The organism is Paenibacillus terreus, from assembly GCF_042138595.1.
Classification (GTDB): Bacteria; Bacillota; Bacilli; order Paenibacillales; family Paenibacillaceae; genus Paenibacillus; species Paenibacillus terreus.
The window spans coordinates 78,603-95,212 of record NZ_JBHIRX010000023.1 but is presented as its reverse complement, the minus strand read 5'-3'; the positions used below and the strand labels follow the sequence as shown (position 1 = coordinate 95,212).

Sequence of the window (16,610 nt, the reverse complement as noted above, 5' to 3'; positions counted from 1 at the left end):
TCAGTATAGCATGGATCAAGTGATCCATGGTTAAATTTTCATGACGGAAGGGGGAAGCATGGAGATTTCGGCTTGCGAGCTACCGAGGGTAGCCCTTATGCCGAGCGCAATTCCTCACATGGCTAAAGCCGCGTGTCTCCATGCGCATTTGATGAAAGGGTTGAATGAGAGAGCATTTTCTTTTATGCGCTGCTTTGTGCTGCTGCTATTGTGTACAGCCTTGTTTGCCGGCAGCAGCCATAATGCGCTGGCACAGTCTGAAGCCATTGCCGTGACGGTGAATGGAATCGAGGTCAATTGGAATACGAAGCCTTATATTGCTTATGGAACTACATACGTTCCGCTCCGGGAAGCGGCTGGTGCGCTCGGAGCTACCGTGCGCTGGAATGCGAGCGCCAACAGTGCTGTTGTCTCGCTGAACGGTGATGTGATTACGTACAAGCTTGGTTCAACGGCGGTTGATGTGAACGGTTATGCCTGGCAGCAATCCTCTCCGCTGCGTTATGTAAAGGGCGTATTGACCGTTCCGCTGCGAGGGGTAATCGAGCCGCTGCGCGCTGCAGTCAAGCCTTCCAAAACAACCGAAGGCACGCTGCTTGAAATCCAAAGCGACACTGAAACCATGTTAAGCAGCAGCATGAAGTCGGTGGATACCTACCTGCGCAATGAATCGTTCTCCGGTCTGGCACTGGTGGCGAAAAACGGGCAGGTGCTGCTGCGCAAAGGATACGGCCCGGCAGGCGACGGCAAGTTTAACCGCCCTGACATGACGACACGGATCGCTTCGCTGTCCAAGTCGTTCACGGCGGCCTCCGTGCTGAAGCTGTCGGAGGCAGGGCTGCTGAGTCTGCAGGATCCTGTATCCAAATATATTCCCGATTTTCCACGCGGGGACGAAATTACCCTGCATATGCTGCTGTCGCATACCGGCGGGCTCAGAGCGAACTTCGCCCGTACAGAGGGAATGACGCTGCAGGATGCCGTGAACCAAATCAAACAGCTGACCATTCAATGGGAGCCAGGCACACGTTTTCAATACAGCAACTGCGGCTACGTAGTTCTCGCTTATGTTATTGAACAGGCAAGTGGCATGAGCTACGGGGATTATCTGGAGAAAAATGTGCTGGGCCCGCTCGGTCTGAAGCATACAGGCCAGGCTGCTCCTGACACGCCGACGATTAAAGGCCACACCTATAAAAATAGCGTGATGGCTGAAGCTCCTTATTATGTATCCGTGGAGGGAACAGGCACACTGTACTCCACGCTTGACGATATGCTGACCTGGAACAGCAAGAACGGATTGGACAAGCTGCTCAGCAGCGAGTCTCTGACACAGATGCTGACCCCGTATTCCGAGAAGAACTATGGATACGGCGTGCTGGTTCGGCAGGATGAATCCGGCTCCGGTGTGACCATTTACCACAATGGCAGCGGAACCGGCTACAAGACAGGCATGATGCGGGATACCGGCACTGGCTTGACAGTGATCCTGCTGGGCAACCGCGACGGACTGGATACGGTGCCAATGATGGACGAAATCATGACCCGTGCCCATGCATCTGGTCTATAATGTGTACAAAAGGTCAAGAACGGGGGACTTACCCCTTTTTCTTGGCCTTTTTTGTATAAGCTGGTGTCGCAGGGAGTTCCATCGGGCTTGGGCTAAAGAGGGGAGCCACCTTTTCTTTGTTTTGTAGTCGGAATACGCACGCAGCGGCGGAGAGGACGAAGCAATTCCGGAAAAGCGGAGCGTTCGCCTTTGTCCCCGAATTTCTACCGCTAAAAATTATAATCATTGGAAATCTGGGGGCAACAGCGATTGTAGGAATGGTTCGTTACTCGGAGCGTCTTAGGAGCACATAGCATACTTAAAACGCTGGTATATTATAGCAATCGGGATGTATAATAAACAACATATTGGGAAAAGGGAGGCCGTGTCTATGAAGTTCAGTGAGATGAAATATGAAAGACCGGATATGTCCGAATTTGAACAGCGGTTTAAAAATCTGCTGGGACAGTTCCGTAGTGCAATCCAGCCAGAGCAGGGAAAGGCGGTTATCCAGGAGCTCAATAAATTGCGCAGCCATGTGGATACCAACTGTCAATTGGTTGAAATCAGACATTCTATCGATACTACAGATGAGTTTTATAAAAAAGAGAAAGAATACGTGGATGAAATCAAACCCCTGATCCAGGAATACATAACCGACTATTACCGGGCGCTGGCGGATTCGCCTTTGCGGGGGGATCTGGAGAAGGAATGGGGCAGCCAACTGTTCCGTTTGGCCGAGGTTTCCCTTAAAGCGTTTGATCCTTCGATTATCGAAGATATGCAGCAGGAGAACAAGCTTGGCACGGAATATATGGCCTTGATTGCATCCGCCAAAATCCCTTTTGAAGGGGAAGAGCGTACACTCCCTCAATTAACCCCATTCCTGCAATCGACGGACCGCGATGTCCGGCGCAGAGCCGCTGAAGCACAGAGCGGTTTTATGGCAGCTAACGAAGACGAGTTCGACCGCATTTACGACGAGCTGGTAAAGGTCCGCACCCGGATGGCCCGCAAGCTGGGATATGCCAACTTTGTGGAGCTCGGTTATGCGCGCATGAACCGGACGGATTATGATGCGGCGATGGTTGCCAATTTCCGCAATCAGGTGGCTGAGCATATTGTTCCCGCTGCTTCCCGTTTGAAGGAGCGGCAGCGGCAGCGGATCGGTGTGGAGAAGCTGCGTTATTATGACGAAAGCTTTGCTTTTCCGACAGGCAACCCGACTCCCAAAGGCGGACCGGATTGGATCATTGAAAACGGGGCACGCATGTACAAAGAGCTGTCTCCCGAGGTGAACGAATTTTTTACGTTTATGACGGGCAACGGCCTGATGGATCTGGTCAGCAAAAAAGGCAAGCAGAGCGGGGGCTACTGCACATTTCTTACGGATTACGGTGCCCCTTTCATCTTTTCGAATTTTAACGGCACTTCCGGGGACATTGACGTACTGACGCATGAAGCCGGGCACGCCTTCCAGGTGTATGAGAGCAGGCATTTTGACATCCCTGAATATTTCTGGTCCACCTACGAGGCTGCGGAGATTCATTCCATGAGCATGGAATTTTTCACATGGCCGTGGATGAAGCTGTTCTTTGAGGAGGATACGGAAAAATACCATTTCGATCATCTCTCATCAGCACTGCTGTTTATTCCATATGGAGTCGCTGTGGATGAATTTCAGCATGCTGTCTACGAAAATCCGGACTGGACTCCTGCGGAGCGGAAGCAGGCGTGGCGATCCATTGAGCGCAAATATTTGCCGCATAAAAATTACGATGGCAACGATTATCTGGAAGCCGGAGGCTTCTGGCACAAGCAGGCGCATATTTTTCAGGCACCGTTTTATTATATTGACTATACGCTGGCCCAAATTTGCGCCTTCCAGTTCTGGAAGCGCATGAATGCGGACTGGCAGTCTGCCTGGAACGACTACCTGCGTTTATGCCGGGCAGGGGGAAGCCAGTCCTTCACAGGTCTGGTTAAGCTGGCGGGACTGAAATCTCCGTTTGAAGAGGGGTGTGTCACTTCCGTCATCGGCGATATTGAGGCCTGGCTGGACGGTGTGGACGACCGGGAGCTCTAAGTTGGTCGGGGAACTGACCAAAACTTTCCATAATGTACAATGAACAGTAAAAACAAACAAAGGCCCGCTGATCGGCAGCGGGCTTTTGTCGTTGTCACGATTCCCTGTACGACCGGGCTTTTCCGGCAGGATGATTCCTCTTCCAGCATGGGAAGCGGGCTGAAGGCTTCGTATTGTCCTTTCCTCATTAAGAACTGTTTTGTCCCCTGGTAGTATGGATTGGGAAAATGTGGTTTAACCATTATTTATCAGGCTTATGAGGGATCCATCAGGATGCTTGAACTCAGCTGCTATTTCTCAAGGAAAGCGTCGAGCGCTTCAGTGATCTTGCCTTTGCTGTCGAAGGCGCCCAGCTTGTAATCATGCCAGCCTCCATAGGCTCCCGGTTCCCAATAAAATACGCCGAGCCCTTTGTTGCCGGGGACAGACCCGGTTTTCCGGATCAGATCCGTGAGGAAGGCTTTTGTTTCTGCCGGCTTGGAGGCATCCATACCGACCTCGCTGATCATCACTTCCTTGCCATAACGGCTGACCATATCGTTCATGTTATCCAGCGTTTGTTGATTCAGCTTCTGCCAATTGTCAATGGTCGGATACAGGGACATTCCGATCACGTCCCATTTGACGCCGTAAGCACGCAGCCCATCGAAAATGCTGCGGTACAGCTTGTTGTCATACCCGTTGCTCAGATGCAGGACGACCTTGCTTTCGGGACTGACGGTCTTCACCGCGGAAGCGCCTGCTTTCACAATCCCTGCAAATTGCTTCATATTGGTCGAGGCGCGGCCATGATTCCACAGCAATCCGTCATTGATTTCATTGCCGACCTGAACCCATTCGGGCTGTACGCCATTTGCTTTTAATGCATGCATGACACTGTAGGTGTGGTAATAGACGGCTCGTTTAATCTGATCATAGCTGTAATTTTTCCAAGCGGCGGGCAAAGGCTGCTTTTTCCAGTCAGCCCAGGAGTCGCTGTAATGAAAGTTGATCATGACACGAAAGCCCATTTTCTGTGCACGCACGGCCAGCTTGACCACATCCTCTTTGCCGGAGAAGCCGTTTTGTGGATGGACCCAGACACGCAGCCGGATGGAATTGATGCCATGAGCTTTTAAGATGGTAAGCAAGTCCTGTTTTGTGCCATCGTCGTTATAAAATGATTTCCCGGCCTTCTCCATTTCGGAAAGCCAGCCTATGTCTGCTCCATTGGCAAATGGCTGGGTCTTTGCCGGTGCGGAGGCTCCTGTACCAAGTCCAAGCAGGATAACACAGAGCAGCATGATCGCGAGCCGTTTGGGTTCCTTCATCAGCATGGGTCTCTCTCCTTGTCTTTAGTTGGTATGTATGACCATAGCTTTCATTTTACCGAAGGCAACTGCCTAACAAAAGGTGGAAAAAGACTAAAAAACCGGGACTCCCTGTACAGACGGAAGTCCCGGTCTTCATAATCCGATTTTTCTTTATTTCTTAGTATTCAGCGGCTTTAAATTGGCCTCTATATCTTCCCGGCGTTCCTCCAGAAACGGTGGAAGGGCAAGAGCTTCGCCGAGATGCTCCGGATCTTCGTCCGTTGCAAAGCCGGGACCGTCGGTAGCCAGCTCGAACAGAATGCCGTTAGGCTCCCGGAAATAGAGAGAGCGGAAGTAGAAGCGGTCCACGAAGCCTGAATTGCCGATTTGCAGGCTGCGGATGCGCTCCACCCATTGGCGCAGCTCCTCTTCATCAGTTACGCGGAAGGCCACGTGATGTACGCCGCCGCGTCCAAGCCGCTCTGCCGGAAGGTCGTTTCGTTCCTCAAGATGCACCTGGGCTCCATTGCCGCCTTCAGCCGTTTCATAAATGACAATATCAGGCTGTCCAGCGACAGGGGAAGGATAGGAACCAGCTTTACGGAAGCCCATCACCTTTTCAAGGATCAACTCGGTATGCTCGGCTGTTGGCACGGTCAGCTTGACCGGGCCCAGTCCGATAATTCCGTATTCAGCCGGAACAGGGCTTTTGTCCCAAGGCTTGCCGCCCCGGACTCCCTGATTATGCTCATCGGAAATCAGATAAAAGCGCTGCCCTTCAAAATCCTCAAATGGAAGGATCCGATGCCCGGCCTGCTCCGTAATTTCTTCATGGGTAACGTCCATTTCCTCAAACCGGTTCTTCCAGTAGGTCAAGGCTTTATCGCTCGGAACACGCAGCGACAGGGAAGAGATGCTGTTATTGCCTCTGCGGTTCTGTCCGGCATGGGGAATTTCGAAGAACGTCAGCTCGGTGCCGGCGGTTCCGATCTCATCCCCATAGAACAGGTGGTACACGCGGACATCATCCTGGTTCACGGTTTTTTTGATCAGGCGCATGCCGAGTACTTCCGTATAAAAATCGAAGTTTCTGGCGGCAGAGGCTGTGAAAGCCGATACATGATGCAATCCAAGCAATTTCATATTAAGTCCTCCTCGGTGATTTCTTTATTTTGGAGCAGCGGAGCTTGATCTATTAATTATCTTGATTTAAAGATATATTATTTCATGGTAATTGTCAACTCATTCGTTCTCTGCTGTTTATTTCAGCTATGAAATTCACTGGGCGGCATCAACAGAGCTTTTGTAGAATTGCATGACTAAGCTCGTGTAAGCAATGCAGGGAGCGTGACGGTGCTTGCGAATAGAAGACAGTCGCGCTTGAACGGGCAGCAAGGATAAGATACGATGAACTTGTACATAAATTCAGGGGGAATATGGCGGCAGCTAATCAATAGGGGAGGAGAGATAGCATGAAGAAGGACCGGCTCGGCCTTTCCGATCTCATGGTGAGCGAAATTGGCTTCGGCTGCATGACGATAGGTACGGAGGAACAAAAGGGAATCTATCTGATTCACGAAGCGCTTGAGAAGGGCATTAATTTTCTGGATACAGCCGATTTGTATGACAGTGGACGTAATGAAGAAATTGTTGGCAAGGCCGTGCAGGGGCGTCGCCAGGATGTGATACTTGCAACCAAGGTGGGTAACCGCCGCCTTCCTGGTCAGGAAGGCTGGGTCTGGGACCCGTCGAAGGCTTATATCCTGGAAGCTGTGAAAGAAAGCCTGAGACGGCTCGGCACGGATTATATCGATCTGTACCAGCTGCATGGCGGTACGTTGGACGATCCGATAGACGAGACGATTGAGGCATTTGAACAGTTAAAGCGCGAGGGGGTTATCCGCTGGTACGGTATTTCATCCATCCGGCCGAATGTGATCCGCGAATATGTGAAACGCTCGGGCATCGTAAGTGTTATGAACCAATACAGCCTGCTGGACCGGCGGGCGGAAGAAGAGGTTCTCCCCTTGCTGGAGAAGGAGGGGATCAGCCTGATCGCACGCGGCCCTGTAGCGAGCGGTGTACTGGCTGAGAGAGGGGTGATCAAGGCTGCCAAAGGCTACCTCGATTATGAGCAATCGGAGCTGCTGAAAGTGCGTGAACGCCTTGCAGCGTTCGCAAACGATGAGCGAAGCATGGAGCAGGTGGCCATCCGCTACAGCCTTGCGCACCCGGCTGTGGCGACAGCCATTGCCGGAGCGAGCTCTCCGGAGCAGCTTCAGCATAATGTCGGCGCTGCTGCTGTCACGTCGTTAACGGAGCAGGAAATCAGCGAGCTGAGAAGCATTACCAGAGCAAACCGCTATACACAGCACAGGTAACTGCCACGGTTGCAATTTAAGCTGGATTGATTAAAATGTAATAAACAAGTATACAACAGGAGGAATGGACATGGAGCGCATTGAATCACAGCAGCAGTATCAGGAGCTGATACAGGGGGATGGAATAACGGTAATCAAGTTCGATGCAACCTGGTGTCCGGATTGCAAGACGCTGGACAAATTTATTGGCGGGATCATCGAGAAGCATCCCGATAAAGAGTTTTATGCCATGGATGCCGAGCAGTTTCAGCCAATAGCTGAAGAAAATCAGGTTCGCGGCATTCCGAGTCTGCTGATATTCCGCGGCGGAGAGAAGATTGCTCATCTTCACAGCAAATTTGCCAAAACCCCGGCACAAATCTCTGAATATCTGGAGACGCTGGAATCGAAGGTATAAAGATTGTAATTCGGACGATGGAGCTTTTCACAGCCTGAAAAAACAAAGGATGTGCAGATTATGGAATGGATCTATCCCTTGATGTCTTTTGCAGCCTTGGGCCTGTTTGTTTTCTGGATGGGGCGCAAATGGTCAAGCAAATGATGCTCTAATATAATTTTTTCCAAAGAGAAAAGGATGTACCCGTAATCAAACACCGGGGTACATCCTTTTTTAATTACAGAACAACAAAGAAAAATACGGCAGCCAGCACGAAGCGGTAAATGGCAAACGAGGTGAGGCTTAACCGTTTCAGCAAACCGAGGAAGGTCTTGATGGCCAGCATGCCTACGATAAAGGCGGTAATAAAACCAACCGCAAACAAGGTGAAATCGCTGGAAGAAAGGTGGCCTACACTTTTATACATATCCACAACGGTGGCTCCCAGCATAATCGGAACCGACACCAGGAAGGTGAATTCGGCCGCTGCCGTGCTGCTTACTCTTGCGAACAGACCGCCGGAAATGGTCGAACCTGAACGGGAGAAGCCGGGCCACAGGGCGAGAATTTGGAATACACCAATGATAAAGGCCTGTTTGTATGTAATTTCATCCACCGTTTCCGCCGTTGCTCTCGGATGAAATTTTTCAGCGGCAATCATCAGCAGGCCTCCCGCAACCAGGCTGTATACAACCGTTTGCGGACCAAATAAATATTCCTTGATAAAGTCACGCAGCAGTACGCCCAGAAGGGAAGCAGGAATCATCGCGATAATGATATGAAGCAGGTTAAGACGCGGCTTCAGGGATTGAAGCGTCTGCCTCCGAAAATCGAACAAACTCAGAAACTTTCCGAAATACAATACGACGACCGCAAGCACGGCACCCAGCTGTACGACGACTTCAAATGTCTTGACGGATTCACTGTCTGTGTTAAGATTCAGCAGGTCGGCGGTCAAAATCATGTGCCCGGTCGATGAGACAGGTAGAAATTCAGTTAATCCCTCAATGATGCCCATAATAATTGCCGACAAAAAGTCCATGTACTATACTCTCCTCCCCACACACGCATGCAGGGCACGCGGCCAAGCCGTATGCCCTGTCATTTATTTTACTCATTGGTGCAGAACGAAGTAAAGTGTACAATGTTTTTCGGTGAATTTCAAACTTAGTCCGTTTCTTCTTCTCCATTAAGGAGCGACGGCTCCTCAATGATAACCTCCACGCGTCTGACGCGGTTTTTGCCCATTTCGCGGATAATGACCTTTACATGGCCTTCGGTATGCTCTTTGCCCGTCTTCGGCTCGGGAATACGGCTGTACACCCAGCCACCGACGGTATCGACGTCTTCCTCTTCCAAATCCAGACCGGTCAGGTCGCTGAACTCGGACAGGATCACTTTGCCATCCATCAGATAGCTGTTCTCTGACAGCTTCTCGATTTCCTTGCGTTCATCTTTATCGAATTCGTCGCGGATTTCGCCGACGATTTCTTCCAGAATATCTTCAATCGTAATAATACCGGATGTGCCGCCGTACTCGTCCACCAGCAGTGCGATATGAACCTGCTCCTTTTGCATCCGTTTCAGCAAGTCATTGACCGGGATTACCTCAGGCACCGTAAGAATCGGGTGAATCAGAGATTTGAAATCCAGATTCGTGTTCCGGTCATGCTCCAGAAACAGCTGTTTCGTATTGATCATGCCGATAATTTGGTCTTTGCTTTCGGTTGCTACCGGGAAGCGGGTGTACTGCTCCTCGTGAATGATCTGCATGTTCTCTTGCAAGCTTCGATTGGTGTACAGACAAACCATATCGGTACGCGGCACCATAATTTCTTTGGCCACGGTTTCGTCAAAGGCAAAGATACGGTTTACGTAGCCGTACTCTGTATTGTTAATTTTTCCGCTTTCCATGCTTTCCGAAAGGATGATTTGAATCTCTTCCTGGGAATGCGCTTCTTCATGCTCCGACGCCGGCTTCAATCCGAATAAACGGACAAGCCTGTTGGCAGAGCCGTTCAGCAGCCAGATAAACGGGTACATGATGCGGTTAAACCAGATAATCGGAGGAGATGTTAACAGACTGACTGCTTCCGCTTTGCGGATCGCCAATGTTTTGGGAGCCAATTCTCCAATAACGACGTGCAGGTATGTCACAATGATAAAAGAGATAATGAAAGCGATAATATGTCCGAAATCACCCGTGATACCTACCTTTTGGAACACTGGCTCCAAAATTTTGACCACGGTCGGTTCACCGAGCCAGCCAAGTCCAAGCGCTGTTATTGTAATGCCAAGCTGGCAGGCGGACAAATATCCGTCCAGATTGTTGACTACCGTCCGCAGTGCTTTCGCATTTTTGCGGTTTTCCGCCACCAGTTGATCCACTCGGCTGGAACGAATTTTGATGATGGCGAATTCAGTAGCTACGAAGAAACCACTCAGCACAATTAACAACGCAAATAACAATAGACTGACACCTATGTCCATATAATTTTCACTCATCCCTTTTCTGATAAATTTAAGTTCATATGAACTTATTTTAAGACCTCAAAAGAAAAAGCACAACTGTTAAAAAGAAAGCTGTCAACCCCCTGTACCCCAAATTTGTTCGAAATTGAAGCAGAATAGCCTCCGATCGTCAGCTTGCTCGCTCTTATCTTGCCTGCTCTTTACAACCTGCATGCTTAGGCGTATGATGGGTTCGCATGAACTTGAAATGCATAACCGAAGCATGAGGAGGAAGGCAAATGGAGTCCTTTACAATGACCCGCAGCGACATGGCCCATTTGCTGCTTGCGCTTGATAACCGTCAGGACCTGCAGCCTTTGGCCGTACTTCAGGAGGCTTGGAGAAAAAACCACCAGGATCGGCTTCGTGCCGGCAGTACGCTGCCTGCTTTTTTAAGCACCGAAGTGACTCCTGTGTTAGAGAAAATTATAAAAGGAAGGCAAATTGCAGCCTTTTCCCTGCAGGAGATCGCCTCGCTCGGACAGCTGATTGAATACAGTCATGTCTCATTGGCATCCATGCAGAACTGGGTGAAGCGGGACTTTAAGGAATTTCTTGGATCACCGCAGGTAGGGAAAAAATATTCCATCAACCAGGCGGCCATTCTGCTTATTATAGAGGATCTTAAATCAAGCCTTGATTTTGAATCCATCCGCAAGCTGTTTCATATGCTGTTCGGACAGCCGGGTGACGACAACGACGACCTGATGCAGCCCAAGCATCTGTACGCCGCATACTCGTCCCTGTTCGAGGAGCTCGACGCCAATGGCGACGGGATGTTTGACATCACCGGTACGGGTTCTGCTTCCACTTTAAAGGATGGACTTACAGAGGATATGCTGCTGCGCGCGGCAGGCAGGTACACGGATGATCTTGTTCATCTGAGCCCGAACCAACGGGAAGCGCTCAGGAATGCGCTGCTGGTGGCAGCCGTATCGATCCAAAACTCATATTTCCTGTCCATGGCCCGCAGATATGTTAATGCGACGCTGTTTCTGGACTTTGGCCAACATTGAAGAGGAATGGTTTTACAGCCATTTCTCTTTTTTTTGCCGTTCCCTATCTATAAGTTTACATATGTACGAAAAAGTATACAAAAGTGGTATGTACACTCAAATGTTGTCGAATATAAAATAAGAATATACAATCCAGCAATTGGAAAATAATTCTGGACAGAAAGAGAAACGGATAGGATGGGAGGAGACCGTGGCATGTCCGATGTTTCAATCATCATATGCACAAGGAACCGGATTGAAGATTTGACGCGCTGCATTCGCTCCATTGCCGCGCAGCAGGACATCAAGAATTCGGCAATTGAACTGCTGATTGTTGATGATGGGGATATCCCGGCACACAAGCTGGAGGAGTACCGGGAAATACTCACTGGACTGCCCAACGGGGAATTGAAATACCATAAGAAGGAGCAGCCGGGTGTATGGCTTTCCCGGTATCTGGCGCTGTCCATGGTGAAAAACGATATTGTGCTTTATTTCGATGATGACGCGGAATTAGATGACCGGCTGTACATCAGACGCCTGCTTGATATATACGAGCAGGATGAAAGTATTGTAGGTGTCGGCGGGGTCGCCAAGGGACTGAGTACAAGCCGGGCAGGCAAGCTGCTGGGCGTTTTGACATGTCAAATGTCCTCCTCACCGGGCAGGCTCTCCCCCAGCAGTCTGGCAGGCTCGCTGCTGCAGTGGGGGGAGGCTAAGTCGATATTCCCCACTGAATTTTTCCACGGCTGCAACATGTCTTTCCGCCGTTATGCGCTGCGGGATATGAAGCCTTATCCATGGATGACCAGCTATGCGGTTGCAGATGACCTTTACATGTGCCTTCTTGCCGGCCGCTACGGCAAACTGGTCATCGATCCGAATCTCAAGATCATACATCATGAATCCCCGAGCTCGCGGGATAAGGCGGGCAAGGTAGCCAAAGCTACGGCCGTTAACCATTATTATTTCCTGCTGCTGAAGCAGGCGGGACTCTGGAATTACGCCGCGCTGCTCTGGACGCTTTCCTATTTAATGGTCAAGCAGGCCTTGAAAAGAAACTTCAATGCGGTTGCCGGATATGCGCAGGGCTGTCTGTTTGTCCTGAATCCGCGCAAGCAAAAATATGATGAATATACGGCTTCCCTGCCCATCGGCAGGAAAGGCCTCACATAACCGAAGGAGGGAGCCTGATGATTGCCTTGTCCATTGCCATTTGCACACGCAACCGGGAGGAGGATCTGAAGCGCTGTATTTCCTCCCTCGCACAGTCCAAACTGGCGGCAGGTTTGCAGGTCGAGGTGCTGATTGTGGATGACGGAGCGCTGACAGAGGAGTTTCTGAATCAGCAGAAGCAGATGCTGGAGCCGGCAGGAATGGAATTGCGCTACCACCGTAAGGAGCAGCCAGGCCTCTGGCTGTCAAGGGTCAAGACGGCGGAGATTGCCAGAGGCGGCATCATCCTGTTTCTGGACGACGATGTGGAGCTGCCTGCCGATTATATTCAGAATTTAATGAATACCTATGAGGAATATCCCCAGGCCGCAGGAGTGGGCGGAGTCGCGCAAGGCATGAACAACAGCTTTTTCGGCACCATCCGCTGTTTGCTGTCCTTTCAGCAGTCGCCCTTTAAAGGAAAACTGTCCCTCAGCGGCCAGTCAGGCTCTATGTATAACTGGCATAAGGCACGCAGGACGTTCAAAACGGAATTTTTTCACGGCTGCAACATGTCCTTCCGCAAGGAAGCGATCCGCGGGCTGCAGCCGGTTCCCTGGCTGCAAAGCTACAGTGTCGGTGAAGACCTGCTCCTCTCCCGTATCGCGTTGAAGAGCGGCCCTTTATATATCAACCCTCTGTTAAAGCTGCTGCACCACGAATCTCCGTCATCCCGCGATAATATGGAGCAGGTGGCCTACATGCGTGTGATGAACCATATTCATCTGCTCAGGGATGAACAATCGGGCCCGATCAAATATGCAGCGCTTTGCTGGACTACGCTGTATTTCATGCTCAGGGAAAGACCGAAGAAGAACAATTCCGCAATAAAAGGATATAAAAAAGCTTTAAAAGCGATGTTTTCCAACGAGGCTGCCGGGTAACAGCTGCCTTGTCGCAGGAAGCAAGTATAGAAGCAGAGCAGGGATGTGAGTAAGATGAGCGCTTGGACGGCAGCCAAAAAAGTATTTACAGGCGACAGCCTGGCCAAAACGATTATGCGTACCAGCTTTAACAATTTCTTCGTGCTGATCGTCACGACGCTTACTTCGATATTGACCGCACGGATGCTCGGAGTTGAGGGCAAGGGAGAGCTGGCAGCAGTGCTGTTCTGGCCTGCGCTGATCGGCAGCGTGTTAAGCTTCGGCCTGCCGACCTCCCTCATTTACAATGTCAAAAAGAAGACGGGCAGCATCGAGGAACTGCTCGGATTATCCCTATGGATACAGCTGCCTGCTTGTCTGCTGGCCGGGGGAATCGCCTGGCTGTTCATGCCGGTTTGGTTGAACGGATACTCTCCTGACATCATCCAGCTGTCCAGATTGTACTGTCTGGCCGCCATTCCATTGGCGGTGCTGACGGCGCTCACGACGGCGCTGTCCCAGAGCCTTGAAAAATTCGACGTCTATAACGGGCTGCTTTTCCTGTACCCGTTCATTAATTTCGCCGGTCTGATGGTGGTCTGGCTGCTCGGTTTCCTCAATGTCCATATTGCGGGAGCCATCAACTTTGCGGCCAGTCTGGCTGCGCTGCTGTGGACATTTTTCAAGCTGCGCCATTCAGTGCATTCTCGCAGCTTCCGTTTGTTCATTCATAAAACAGTCATGCGTCCCTATTACAGCTATGGAGCACGGGTTTACGGCATGGAGCTGATGGGGACACTGTCCACGCAAACGGATAAAATTGTGATTGTTGCCCTGCTGTCCCCGCGGGACTTCGGGCTGTACTCTGTTGTATATGCTTTATCGAGAGTGTTCAATGTCGTGCAGAACGCGGTGACGAACGTAACCTTTCCGCGTGTTACGGGGTTGTCCCAAGCGAAAATTATCGAGACCGTGGGCAGAGCCTTTCGCATATCCATGGCCATTATGCTCATTGTCATCGTTCCGAGCCTGTTCATCGGCCGGTATATGCTGGGGCTGCTGTACGGGCCCGCTTTTCTGGAGGCGGATATGACCTTTTATCTGCTCTCGCTGGAATGCATCATTGGCGGTGGCTCCTGGATTCTGGCATCTGCGTTTAATGCTCTTGGCCGTCCGGGACTTGTGCTAGTCCGCCAGATCGCAGCCTATGCGATCACGGTCGCCATGTTCTTCATATTTACACCATTGCTCGGACTGGAAGGAATAGCGCTGGCGCTGCTTGCCGGAGCCTGCGTCCGTCTTGCCTTTTCCGTATTCTCTTTTCCGGTGTTCTTCAACGTTCCGCTGCGGCGGATCGTGTTCGACAGGGAAGATATCACGTTCCTGATACAGGTCATACAAAAGAAGCGAAAGAAGGGAGAACTTAACGATGGCGAGCTTGCATCCAATGGATGAGCTGAAAGAAAAGCTGAAAGCAATTCTTGAGGTGGTGCCTCAGGACTCGGAAATTATTTATCTGGATTATCCCGTGTACAACAACGGCGGAGATGTGCTGATCATGAAGGGGACGGAGAAATTTTTCCATGACTATAATATCAAGGTCCGTGCCCGCTACAGCGCGATGGATTTTCCTGACAAACTCAGTATTCCGGACAACTGGATTATCGTCTGCCATGGCGGCGGAAATTTCGGCGACCTGTACGCCAACCACCAAAATCTGCGGGAAAAGGTCGTGCGTGATTTTCCAAATCACCGGATTGTTGTCATGCCGCAGACCATTCATTTTGAAAGCGAGCGCAAGGCCGACATGGCCGCCGCGCTGTTCAACAACCATCCGGATCTGCACATCTTCGTGCGGGATACGCGCTCCTACGATTTCGCAACGGCGAAATTTCATAAATGCCGGATCCGCATGTGCCCGGATATGGCACACCAGCTGTGGCCGCTGCAGCCGTCAGCCATGCCAGTGAATGATGTGCTTTATTTTCTGCGCACAGATATTGAGACGGTTGCCGGACAGCAGCAGTTTGACAAGGAAGCGGACGACAGCAACCGGCTGGATTGGGACACGATGTTTACCCCGCTGGAAGTCCGGGGCATCGTCTATTTTCAGAAATTTTACCGTCTGGACAAGAAGCTTGGCGGCCCGCTTCCCACCCGGACCTTGTGGTATAAATATACCGATTATTTGATGAACAAGGCGATCAGCCTATTCAGTTCCTATAAGGAGGTCCGTACCTCCAGACTGCACGGCCATATCTTATCCTGCCTGCTGGACATGCCAAATGTGGTGATTGATAATTCCTACGGGAAAAACTCCCAATATTATGAGACCTGGACTTCAGGAATCTCCAAAGCAAGCCTGCATGGCGCCTCCGATAGCAAACTGGAGCAGCCGTCTTAAGCCATAGATATCAATAATGTGTTTCCTACGGGCAGTTCCAAGTGGAGCTGCCTTTGTTGAGCAACCGGACGTTTTCACAAGGATACGGGAGTCCTTGGAACAGATGCTTTGACAAGCTTGCCGGGTCGTCGATATAATTTTACACAAGATGCCACAGGAAACTTTTCACAGTAACATCAATATACAACAGTCACTTCAATACATATAAGAGACGGCGTGTCGTTGTATTGAATGCTGCACAATTCTAGCAAGGAAGTTGAGGCAAAAAGAAATGAGTAAACTGCCGGTTCCCGAAATGCTTTTAATGAGTGATATTGTGCGGGAAGGAGATCCCATCCTGCGGAAGCGTACAGAGCCTGTATCGCTGCCCCCAAGCAGTGAGGACCGCCACTGGATGGAGCTGATGCTGGACTATCTCAAGAACAGCCAGCATGATGAGACTGCCGCTGAATACGGACTGCGGGCGGGGGTAGGCTTGTCGGCCAATCAGATTGGCCTGAACAAGCGGATGTGCGCGGTTTATATTCAATCAGGGGAAGAAACCGTTGCATGCGAGCTGTACAATCCCAAGATCATCAGCCATTCAGCCGCCATGATCTATCTTGAAGCCGGGGAAGGCTGCCTCTCGGTCGACAGATATGTGCCTGGATATGTCCCACGCTACGCCAAGATTAAGGTCAAGGCAGTGGATGCAGAGGGAAAAGAGCTAATTTATACGTTCAGAGGATATACGGCCATTGTCGTTCAGCATGAGCTGGATCATCTGGACGGTATTATGTTCTATGACCGCATCGCCAAGGATAATCCATATGCTCTTCCCCAGAATGTATTTATAGAGCCTGTCTGACTTTTTGAACACGCACTAAAAGTGAAAAATTGATATGCAGTACGTAACCTCCCGGATGACAAACTACAAAAGGAATTGAGATGATACAAAC

At 50.5% G+C, this 16,610-nt stretch carries 14 protein-coding genes; 10 read left to right on the top strand and 4 right to left on the bottom strand.

The window, feature by feature from the left end; translation table 11 throughout:
- Positions 1 to 151 precede the first annotated feature (151 nt).
- Entirely contained in the window at positions 152 to 1,570 is a 1,419-nt protein-coding gene (locus ACE5KN_RS27770; protein ID WP_375528664.1) for a serine hydrolase domain-containing protein, read from the top strand.
- 370 nt (positions 1,571 to 1,940) lie between these two features.
- Positions 1,941 to 3,635, top strand: a complete 1,695-nt coding sequence (locus tag ACE5KN_RS27765; protein WP_375528665.1) for a M3 family oligoendopeptidase — start codon at positions 1,941 to 1,943, stop codon at positions 3,633 to 3,635.
- 290 nt (positions 3,636 to 3,925) lie between these two features.
- Here the strand turns inward: ACE5KN_RS27765 and ACE5KN_RS27760 are convergent, their stop codons facing one another.
- Together ACE5KN_RS27760 and ACE5KN_RS27755 are read right to left on the bottom strand one after the other, a co-directional pair.
- Positions 3,926 to 4,951: a glycoside hydrolase family 53 protein gene (locus tag ACE5KN_RS27760; RefSeq protein ID WP_375528666.1), complete on the bottom strand. Its 1,026-nt coding sequence runs from the start codon at positions 4,949 to 4,951 to the stop codon at positions 3,926 to 3,928.
- 147 nt (positions 4,952 to 5,098) lie between these two features.
- Complete coding sequence (locus ACE5KN_RS27755; RefSeq protein WP_375528667.1) at positions 5,099 to 6,070, bottom strand: ring-cleaving dioxygenase; 972 nt, start codon at positions 6,068 to 6,070, stop codon at positions 5,099 to 5,101.
- A gap of 329 nt (positions 6,071 to 6,399) precedes the next feature.
- Between ACE5KN_RS27755 and ACE5KN_RS27750 the strand changes: the two genes are divergently transcribed.
- Together ACE5KN_RS27750 and ACE5KN_RS27745 are read left to right on the top strand one after the other, a co-directional pair.
- A complete protein-coding gene (locus ACE5KN_RS27750) occupies positions 6,400 to 7,308 on the top strand; it encodes an aldo/keto reductase (RefSeq protein ID WP_375528668.1) in 909 nt (302 codons plus the stop codon).
- A gap of 70 nt (positions 7,309 to 7,378) precedes the next feature.
- On the top strand, positions 7,379 to 7,705 hold the full coding sequence (locus ACE5KN_RS27745; RefSeq protein WP_375528669.1) for a thioredoxin family protein: 327 nt from the start codon (positions 7,379 to 7,381) through the stop codon (positions 7,703 to 7,705).
- Positions 7,706 to 7,922: 217 nt separating this feature from the next.
- On the opposite strand, the gene bacA is transcribed toward ACE5KN_RS27745, so the two are convergent.
- Together bacA and ACE5KN_RS27735 are read right to left on the bottom strand one after the other, a co-directional pair.
- Positions 7,923 to 8,726, bottom strand: coding sequence for an undecaprenyl-diphosphate phosphatase (gene bacA, locus ACE5KN_RS27740; protein WP_375528670.1), 804 nt, complete (start codon positions 8,724 to 8,726; stop codon positions 7,923 to 7,925).
- A gap of 125 nt (positions 8,727 to 8,851) precedes the next feature.
- Positions 8,852 to 10,174 (bottom strand): hemolysin family protein, encoded by a 1,323-nt coding sequence (locus ACE5KN_RS27735; protein WP_375528691.1) that lies wholly within the window; start codon positions 10,172 to 10,174, stop codon positions 8,852 to 8,854.
- Positions 10,175 to 10,434: 260 nt separating this feature from the next.
- Between ACE5KN_RS27735 and ACE5KN_RS27730 the strand changes: the two genes are divergently transcribed.
- The 6 genes from ACE5KN_RS27730 (at position 10,435) to def (ending at position 16,519) form a co-directional block, all read left to right on the top strand.
- Complete coding sequence (locus tag ACE5KN_RS27730; RefSeq protein ID WP_375528671.1) at positions 10,435 to 11,211, top strand: DUF1836 domain-containing protein; 777 nt, start codon at positions 10,435 to 10,437, stop codon at positions 11,209 to 11,211.
- A 195-nt stretch (positions 11,212 to 11,406) separates the two neighbouring features.
- Entirely contained in the window at positions 11,407 to 12,366 is a 960-nt protein-coding gene (locus ACE5KN_RS27725; protein WP_375528672.1) for a glycosyltransferase family 2 protein, read from the top strand.
- A 17-nt stretch (positions 12,367 to 12,383) separates the two neighbouring features.
- A complete protein-coding gene (locus ACE5KN_RS27720) occupies positions 12,384 to 13,289 on the top strand; it encodes a glycosyltransferase family 2 protein (RefSeq protein ID WP_375528673.1) in 906 nt (301 codons plus the stop codon).
- 54 nt (positions 13,290 to 13,343) lie between these two features.
- Entirely contained in the window at positions 13,344 to 14,723 is a 1,380-nt protein-coding gene (locus ACE5KN_RS27715) for a lipopolysaccharide biosynthesis protein (protein WP_375528674.1), read from the top strand.
- The gene (locus ACE5KN_RS27710) at positions 14,698 to 15,672 is read left to right on the top strand and encodes a polysaccharide pyruvyl transferase family protein (protein WP_375528675.1); all 975 of its coding nucleotides are present in this window, start codon (positions 14,698 to 14,700) and stop codon (positions 15,670 to 15,672) included. Before ACE5KN_RS27715 ends, ACE5KN_RS27710 begins: the two co-directional genes overlap by 26 nt.
- Before the next feature lie 271 nt (positions 15,673 to 15,943).
- Complete coding sequence (gene def, locus ACE5KN_RS27705) at positions 15,944 to 16,519, top strand: peptide deformylase (protein ID WP_375528676.1); 576 nt, start codon at positions 15,944 to 15,946, stop codon at positions 16,517 to 16,519.
- Positions 16,520 to 16,610: the final 91 nt, after the last annotated feature.

Excerpts from the sequence above, each read along its gene's own strand:
- ACE5KN_RS27770 (WP_375528664.1), top strand. The coding sequence starts at position 152 with ATGAAAGGGTTGAATGAGAGAGCATTTTCTTTTATGCGCTGCTTTGTG.
- ACE5KN_RS27765 (WP_375528665.1), top strand. The coding sequence starts at position 1,941 with ATGAAGTTCAGTGAGATGAAATATGAAAGACCGGATATGTCCGAATTT.
- ACE5KN_RS27760 (WP_375528666.1), bottom strand. The coding sequence starts at position 4,951 with ATGCTGATGAAGGAACCCAAACGGCTCGCGATCATGCTGCTCTGTGTT.
- ACE5KN_RS27755 (WP_375528667.1), bottom strand. The coding sequence starts at position 6,070 with ATGAAATTGCTTGGATTGCATCATGTATCGGCTTTCACAGCCTCTGCC.
- ACE5KN_RS27750 (WP_375528668.1), top strand. The coding sequence starts at position 6,400 with ATGAAGAAGGACCGGCTCGGCCTTTCCGATCTCATGGTGAGCGAAATT.
- ACE5KN_RS27745 (WP_375528669.1), top strand. The coding sequence starts at position 7,379 with ATGGAGCGCATTGAATCACAGCAGCAGTATCAGGAGCTGATACAGGGG.
- bacA (WP_375528670.1), bottom strand. The coding sequence starts at position 8,726 with ATGGACTTTTTGTCGGCAATTATTATGGGCATCATTGAGGGATTAACT.
- ACE5KN_RS27735 (WP_375528691.1), bottom strand. The coding sequence starts at position 10,174 with ATGGACATAGGTGTCAGTCTATTGTTATTTGCGTTGTTAATTGTGCTG.
- ACE5KN_RS27730 (WP_375528671.1), top strand. The coding sequence starts at position 10,435 with ATGGAGTCCTTTACAATGACCCGCAGCGACATGGCCCATTTGCTGCTT.
- ACE5KN_RS27725 (WP_375528672.1), top strand. The coding sequence starts at position 11,407 with ATGTCCGATGTTTCAATCATCATATGCACAAGGAACCGGATTGAAGAT.
- ACE5KN_RS27720 (WP_375528673.1), top strand. The coding sequence starts at position 12,384 with ATGATTGCCTTGTCCATTGCCATTTGCACACGCAACCGGGAGGAGGAT.
- ACE5KN_RS27715 (WP_375528674.1), top strand. The coding sequence starts at position 13,344 with ATGAGCGCTTGGACGGCAGCCAAAAAAGTATTTACAGGCGACAGCCTG.
- ACE5KN_RS27710 (WP_375528675.1), top strand. The coding sequence starts at position 14,698 with ATGGCGAGCTTGCATCCAATGGATGAGCTGAAAGAAAAGCTGAAAGCA.
- def (WP_375528676.1), top strand. The coding sequence starts at position 15,944 with ATGAGTAAACTGCCGGTTCCCGAAATGCTTTTAATGAGTGATATTGTG.